Source organism: Lacticaseibacillus baoqingensis (genome assembly GCF_003946165.1).
In the GTDB taxonomy this organism is placed as follows: domain Bacteria; phylum Bacillota; class Bacilli; order Lactobacillales; family Lactobacillaceae; genus Lacticaseibacillus; species Lacticaseibacillus baoqingensis.
The window spans coordinates 1-6,866 of record NZ_RHOI01000054.1 but is presented as its reverse complement, the minus strand read 5'-3'; the positions used below and the strand labels follow the sequence as shown (position 1 = coordinate 6,866).

Below are 6,866 nucleotides of genomic sequence, written 5' to 3'. Positions count from 1 at the left end.
AATGTCATCAGTTTTTACCGGTCCGCCATTGATGTTCACCACTTGATCATGGGGTTCTTCATTATAGTATTGGTACAACCACCCAATGATCTCGACCTGCCCCTCCTTCTCCACGTCAAAATCATCCCGCGGCACTTCAGTTACAAGCTCCTTAATCACCCCGTTCTGATAGCTGGGAGTGAACAATAATTGGAAGGCATCAGTTGTTTTCTCAAACAAATGGGGTAAATTGGCGTTCAAGGCGTTGGCCTGCTTCAAAAACAGTAGTCGATACGCATTATCCATCGCCGCTGGCTCTTGAGTTTCTTGCGCATGTTGAATGAGATCTCGCTGCTCATCAGAAAAGCCGCCAAGATCGTCTTCAATTTCCAGTGCATGCGCCAAAATATCCGGTTCTGCCCGTCCTTCTTCGGAAGAAAGCACGGCAACCCGGCTTGGCAAATAATGGTTCACTTCCATGAATCGTAATGCGATGATCCGGTTGAACCAGGTGTATGACGCTTCTTCCACGAGATTATCATAGGCGGTATGCCAATCATCCTTGGCCGCCGCGGTCTGCAACCGTTGAACTAAGCTGACCCGGCGCGACGTATCCCGCCCACTGACCCCTTCCGTGTCGTTTGGCACATAGAAGGCAATCTCAGCCGTCGATGTTGGCAGTTTCTCTTTTACACCGTCTCTGGTGATCCCCACTTGGGTCAGCTTTAACTCAACACTCTCGATGAGCTCGCGGCGGGCTTTCACCGCGAAATCATGAATCTTCTTTTTATCCATTGCGATTCCTTTCAAAATAACGGCCACTCCCACGAATAGCCGTTATTGTCTGCTAGAGGGTAAACTTCGTGATCTGGTTTTCTTTAACTTGATCCAGCAATGCCTGCCGAAGCTTCTCAACATACCGGTTTACGTCATCTTCAGAGGAAATGGACCATTCCCGTTCAATGGGGAGTTGATCGGCTTCAAGATACTTAGTTTGAATAACAACAGGCGCTGCAGGTTCTGGTTGAGGCGCCGGATTGGGGCCAGGAGCAGGAAGCGGATCCACAAGCTTAATGGATTCCTCGTCTGAACTCGGCTTCGGGGATACTTTCTCCACCTCGGCCGCTTTCTTCCGAGCGAGTTCTTCCAGCCGCTCTTTCTCAGCCAGCTTCTGTTCTTCTGCTAGTCGCTGCTCCTCATTTTCCAAGCTCTGCGTAATGCGCCGTAACACCGCATCAGCTGCTGCCGGTTTGGCCTCTAAGCGCGTCAGATCTGGCGCTTCCTCAGATTCGGTCATAATTCGCTTGATCTGCTCCGTCAACGTCGCCAGCCGTTGCTGTTTGAAGTCATCTCCGGTGGAAGAATCGTTAATCCGCTGTTTGGCCTTTTCATTGACTGCTTGGATTTTGTCGGTCACTTGTTTCTGGTGATCGTCCATAATCTTGGCAAAGGTATCCACAAACTTCTTATGAACACCATCAATTTCTTGGATAACACGTCCAGCTCGGTCCTCATTCAGCAGTTTGTTCAGCTGCTGGTAGTCCTCGGCCAAAGCCGTGCTGGTGAAGAAGTCATGGGATGCCTTGTACCGCGCAATATCATCCAATCCCCGCGTCCAAATTGTCTGCTGCTGATCGCTGAAATAGAAATCCATGATACCCTTGTCGCTCATGTCATCCGCCCACTGCAGCAAATCATCATAACGAGTATGGATCTTGTCGTAGAAAGTTTCCGCATCATTAATGGCCAGTAATTCACTGAACATTTTGCTGCCTTTTTTGAGCAGTTCATGGCCCGGGAAGGAACTATTCTTTTGATCAAAGAACTGCAGCGTCCCATTGTCCTTGGCAATCTTCTCCTTCAATTCAGCCACCATCAGATCCGGCTGAGCTGCACTGAATGACCGCTTATTGAAGACCTGATCGGCGACGTCCTTCATTTCCCGCAGGTAACGCGGATTGATGTCTTTCTTCACCTGAATTGAAATCTGTTCTGCGTATTGCTTCTTGGTCAGGAAATTGGCAATATCCTGAGACCTGTACGCCGGATTGACCGGAGAAAGTACTTGATCCTGTAGATTAGCTTGAATCTTGCCATCCGCCAGCAGCTTGGCCACCAGCCATTCGATGTCGTCCTCAATATAGCCATAGGGAATTGCCTTGAAGTTGTTCAAGATGGCCTGCAACGTAACATGCTTGTCCTTTTGCATCGTCCGCTGGAGCCAGCTGTACACTGCTTGGACCGCGCGCTCGTTTTCCTGCGTGGATACTGCCAACTCATTATCCTGATCCAGGATTTGCGTAATATCTGACGACGACTTGGCCGCATCAATGAGTCCTAAACTGCGATACGTATCATCCACCAACATCTTAAAACCATCTGTGAAGCGCCCCTGGAAGTCTTTGCCGCCCTCAATCTTATGACCGGCAACATAAACGTCTGCTTGTTCCAAAGCCGTCATAATCCGCTCCCGGGCCTTGACTAACAGCTGCTGCCGTTCAGCAGTCCGCTGTTCCTTGATAAAGTTGAACCGAGCGTCGGCATGGGCGTTGCCAAGCATGACAAATTTCCCAATCTGCTCCGCCCGCCGCAAGTCGCCGAGATAGTCGTCTGTGCTCGGCAGATCAACCACGATCTTATGTTTAGACGGATCCATGGACAGAAGCAGCAGGTTGGCTTCATTCCGATTATTGGCGCCATCCAAAGACGTGATGACTTGGATCGTCATGTCATTGTTGGTCCGCCCCTGGGGAGTTTCATCCACGTATTGATTCAACGTAAAATTGTAACGGCCTTTCAGCTTGGGGTAAGTGTACTTATTGGTCATGCCGGTCTTCGGATCAAAAATAAAGTTGCCCATCCGGTCTTCCATTTCACCCGGCAAGACTTCTTCCCGGCTGATGGCCTGGTTGACTTCCTGTTCCGCATCGGTCAAGAATTCGTAGTTATCCAAGTTTTTCTCGACAAACCGTTGCTGCCGCAGAATGGCTAACGCATTCTGGACCTTTTTCTGCAATTCAACCCGATCAGTATCCACTGAGTCAATCATCAACGTCACGATGTTGTTCAGCGTCGCGTCAAAGTCTTTCAAGTACTTGACCATGAACAGTGCTTTCAGTACTTGGACGTTGAAGTTATCTTCTTCATGGGTGGGATCAACGGTGTCGTTGTCCACCGCGTGGGCAATCACGGTGCTATGGGTGTGGTCCAAGAACTGGCGCAGGCCTTCAAAGAACAAGCTGAATGGCACCAGTGCCGTATCCTGCTGGTCCATGATAGCTTCCACAGATTCCTGGAACAGGGACAGCATCGACCGTGCACCTTCAGACAAGTGCTTACCATCAGAGCCGTGGGTCCGGACCGCTGTAAGCACATTTTGCAGCAAGTTAAACTGATACGGAACGAACGGATACGTCGCCGCAAAATCTTCCCCTGAACGGAACTTAGGCCGATCCACGCCATCGTCAAAATCAATCATGTTATTGATTGCGGCTGCGTTAGCCTCGTAGTCTGCCGCAAGTTGTGTTGTAGCCGGCTCTGTCTTTGCCAACAGCCGCTTGCGAATGACTTCGTCCACGTTGGCCGAACTCATGCTGATCTTGGTCGCAAACCGGCCTTGAATCTTGGAAAAGTCCTGACCGCTGATTTTGTCCGTAATAGTATCAATAGCCTGCTGGGAAGTAACAACTACCCAAGCCTTACCATGGGTAGCTGCCCCCAAGTCCTCAACGACGGTTTGCAGGTTAAGCATCCGCTGGGTACTTTCTCCAACAAACTGGCCGACTTCATCCACCAGGAAAACGACCCGCTTACCGGTCTTCTTGATATAGGCGGCCACCAGTTTAGAGAAGTCCTCAATACTGACTTGATAAGATGTCGTCAATTGATCCATCAAGCCCTGGGCATCCTCTTCACTGTATGCATCGACTTGCACTAGGGCATCTTTGATCGTGCCTTTCTTGAAAATGGCATGATCCCGACCAACCGTCCAATCCATGTGAGTGTTATCCAACTCCGTGAACTTGTCCTTAAAGGCGTCGTACTTACCCTGCGCAACTAGTTGGCGCTCCATTTCAGCAATCCAAAAATTGGTGCTCGAAAAGCCCTGCATTTCGTTAAACACTTGCAGGAAAACATTGATGATGGCATTGTCATCTGACTTGGCACCAGTCTTAGCTTTGGAATCAATATTGAACAGCACCACGTCGGTTGGCTGTTGCGCAGCCAGCTCAATACGGTTGATCGTCATCTGGTCATTGATTTTCTCTTTGAAATAATCAATGGCGCTCTTGCCGTCAACTTTCCGATCCTCCAACAGATAGGAAAGGATCTTCAGAAAGTGTGATTTACCAGAACCGAAGAAACCGGAGATCCAGACCCCCATTTCATCAGTATCATGGTTGATGCTTTTCTCATAGGCCGCAAAGAAGTCATCAAAGTGGCCTTTCAATTCTCGGGTAACAACGTACTCGTCCAGTTCTTGCTTCACGTTAGCGTCTGCATCCTGGCCAACCTTGATGACGCCTTGGATATTTCGATCAATCGGTTTAACAAATAAGTCGCGTATTTGCATTGTTATCTCCCTTATTCGAAATGAAACGCGCGGTAGTAGTTGTCTTCCTGCAGCTCCCCGAAGGCCTGCAACCGCACACTGTTGTAATTACCTGGATAGAATATCATGACCGGAATTTGGTCAATGACCTGGGTCATGGTGTTCAACACCTTGTGGGCCCGGATAATTGGATAAACCTGCCCAACACCGGTAATGAACACGATGGTGGTACCATCTTTGTTCAAATGGTCGCTGATATACTGCACCACTAGGTTATGTTCCTCGTTCATCTCCATGATGTTGTTCATCCAGTCAATCACTTGGGTGATACCATTACTTTTTTCCAGATCAATGAATGCTTCCCGGTAGCCGAACTGATCAACAATCGTCAACATGATGGTGAACAGGTCGAACACTTGAATGGTGACACCCGTGGGCGCCGCTTTTTCTTGGCGGATAATATCGCCAATTTCGCCGCGGACATATAGTTCTTTCTCGGGATCATAATCGAAAATATAGTAACCAACCTCGTTCGACAGGCCCCGATTCTCTTGAAATGACTGCGTTTGGATCTTTTCCCGCAAGTCCTGAAACTTCTTCTTCAGTGGTACCATTACGACGTCCTCCCCGTCAGGATTGCTAAGTAATCCAAGTGGTTTTCTTCGCGCAGCCGGTCTGCCAAGCGCTCATCGAGCAAATAGTTTTCAACCACCAGTGTGCCCTTGTAGTCCTTAACGATTTGGGCCCGGCGCAGATACTGCGCCACAGTGGACTGCAGTCTCCTCAATGTTTCCTCGGTCCAATGGGCAGCCTCTTTATGCGTCAACGGCAGTTTCTTAAAAAAAGCTGCCATTTCGTAAGCTTCAATCTGTCGGTCACCCAGGATTAGTTCCGGACGGAAGACGTCATACATGAAGGCATACATCAACTGCTCCGTATTCATGATGGCGATAAGATTCATAATGCGCTGATTGACTGGATCGAGCTGATCAAAGAGTGCCCGCATCGCTGGCGTGAGTGAGCCCACGCGCCGTAAAACCACACCGGTCGTGGTGATCAGCCGGGCATGGGAGGAGGCATGGAACGTATTCTCTGCCAGGATCTGTTGGCGCAACACTGTGAAATCATCGTTATCGTTAGCCATACCCATTGCTTGAACAAATTCTGTGAACCAAAACTGGAATTTAACCGCTCCGGCCGATATTCGTTTCATGTCTACCTTCCTTGCTTGTGAAATGTGAAAAAGTCACTTGTGAATCGTTTACATGTGTGTCAAAATACATTTTACTCGTTTGGACTTAGTATACCAGCTGGACGGCTAAATCGTGCGTCCCATCAGACTTTTCACATATCCCGTGGAGAATCTGGAAATCCAAGAATTCCTTTACTCACAATGCCAACGGCACCGGCGAAAAGTTCATTGACGGCTACTCGATAATCAATACCTCGTCTAGGATTGAGCAGAGTTAAATACTGAATTGCTCGAAACTGCGGTTCGCCACTATAGTATGCCATCAGATAATACATCAGAACTTGAAAGGTCTGCGTCTTATTGGGTTGGTGTGAGGACACCTTTAAGTCAATCAACTCACGATTTGTCATATAGTCAATCTCCCCAAGAGCCTTCGGTGGACGAACCTCAACCCCCTGGAAAACTAAGGGCCCATATTTTTCAAAATATTTCTGGGGTATCAAATTCGCTATAAATTTACTACAAGGGTCGAAGATATGGTGGCCTAGTTCAACAGCCACTAGTTAAGCCCAAGTATTCAATCTCAAATGGCCTAGTTGAGTACGCCTTAAAGCTCGCAATGAAATCGATTACTAGTAAGAGCATTGCCTCAATCACTGGCATTTCGACCACGACCGTTGGACGCATCCTTGATGATAATATCAATCCGCGACCGCTCAACTATCTCCCAACCAACCTTTGTTTCGATGAGTTTCGCTCAACTCACTCACAAATGGCCTTTATCTGTATCGACGCTGATACACACAAACGTGTGACTGTGCTTGGTGATCGGCTCTCAGACACCATCAAAAAATTCTTCGAGGAAAACTACTCTAGAGACGAAAGAGCGAAGGTGAAGCATATCTGTATGGATATGAACGCTGCGTATCAGAACTTTGTTCACGAGCTCTTCCCTAACGCCGAGATTGTCATCGACCGTTTCCATATCATTCAACTGCTAGGTCGAGCGATGGACCAGATGCGCGTTCAAGCGCTACGGCAAATCAAGGATAAACATTCTCAAGTGGGCTCTGGTGCAAAGTTTGCCTGGCAACTTCATTCTAGTATACTGAGTGACAAGAAACGAGGGATTGTGCGCATGAA

The 6,866-nt window shown here is 48.4% G+C and carries 4 protein-coding genes and 2 pseudogenes; 1 reads left to right on the top strand and 5 read right to left on the bottom strand.

Features of this window, described 5'->3' with window-relative positions; translation table 11 throughout:
* The 5 genes and pseudogenes from EKM91_RS13360 to EKM91_RS14010 form a co-directional block, all read right to left on the bottom strand.
* Positions 1 to 774, bottom strand: a pseudogene (locus tag EKM91_RS13360) (BREX-1 system adenine-specific DNA-methyltransferase PglX); the annotation flags it as partial.
* 52 nt (positions 775 to 826) lie between these two features.
* On the bottom strand, positions 827 to 4,552 hold the full coding sequence (gene brxC / locus EKM91_RS13355) for a BREX system P-loop protein BrxC (RefSeq protein WP_125754393.1): 3,726 nt from the start codon (positions 4,550 to 4,552) through the stop codon (positions 827 to 829).
* Between the two features lie 11 nt (positions 4,553 to 4,563).
* Positions 4,564 to 5,145, bottom strand: a complete 582-nt coding sequence (locus EKM91_RS13350) for a DUF1788 domain-containing protein (protein WP_125754392.1) — start codon at positions 5,143 to 5,145, stop codon at positions 4,564 to 4,566.
* Positions 5,145 to 5,744 (bottom strand): BrxA family protein, encoded by a 600-nt coding sequence (locus EKM91_RS13345; protein WP_125754391.1) that lies wholly within the window; start codon positions 5,742 to 5,744, stop codon positions 5,145 to 5,147. The genes EKM91_RS13350 and EKM91_RS13345 overlap by 1 nt, the downstream gene beginning before the upstream one ends.
* Before the next feature lie 131 nt (positions 5,745 to 5,875).
* On the bottom strand, positions 5,876 to 6,283 hold the full coding sequence (locus EKM91_RS14010; RefSeq protein WP_164508607.1) for a hypothetical protein: 408 nt from the start codon (positions 6,281 to 6,283) through the stop codon (positions 5,876 to 5,878).
* Between EKM91_RS14010 and EKM91_RS13335 the strand changes: the two are divergent.
* Positions 6,280 to 6,866 (top strand): annotated as a pseudogene (locus EKM91_RS13335) (transposase); the annotation flags it as partial. The gene EKM91_RS14010 and the pseudogene EKM91_RS13335 overlap by 4 nt on opposite strands.